The organism is Enterococcus sp. HMSC072F02 (assembly GCF_001837725.1).
In the GTDB taxonomy this organism is placed as follows: domain Bacteria; phylum Bacillota; class Bacilli; order Lactobacillales; family Enterococcaceae; genus Enterococcus_B; species Enterococcus_B lactis.
Genome location: NZ_KV833962.1, coordinates 1 through 522, shown reverse-complemented (window position 1 = coordinate 522; position 522 = coordinate 1). Strand labels below are relative to the sequence as shown.

Genomic DNA, 522 nt, shown 5'->3' with positions numbered 1-522 from the left:
TCAGTCAGCACTTTAGTCATGTTGGACATGGTTTGGGGCGTGTAGTGATGCCCATACATTTTCTCAATCAAGTCTGCGATTTCCGACATGGTAATACCTTTTCGGAAGAGGTGAATGACGGTCTCCTCTAAGGTATCATTCGTCCGTCTATAAGCAGGAACAGTCTGTTGCTTGAACTCGCCGTTGCGGTCGCGCGGAATCTGGAGATGAAGTTCCCCGTACTCGGTCTTGACCGTACGGTCATAGGAACCGTTACGAGAATTACCCGTGTTAAAACCAATGCGATCGTACTTTTCGTAATCGAGGAAAGCCGTTAACTCCGTTTTGAGAAGCGTATTGACAGCTTTTTCCAAATGGACACGGAATAATTCATTCAAATCGCCTTTGTTCGCTAGAGTCTTTAGAATTTCTGTAGTAAAATCGTTCATATGGAAGTCCTCTTTTCTGTGAATGTGTTGTGGTAACTCTATTCTACAGAAGGGACTTCCTTTTTTCTATTTACACAAAATATTTTACACTCTC

The 522-nt window shown here is 42.9% G+C and carries 1 protein-coding gene; it reads right to left on the bottom strand.

What is annotated here, in order from left to right; translation table 11 throughout:
• The coding region (locus HMPREF2731_RS08425) for a transposase (protein WP_176747859.1) at nt 1-428 on the bottom strand (428 nt) is incomplete at its 3' end.
• Nucleotides 429-522 lie beyond the last annotated feature (94 nt).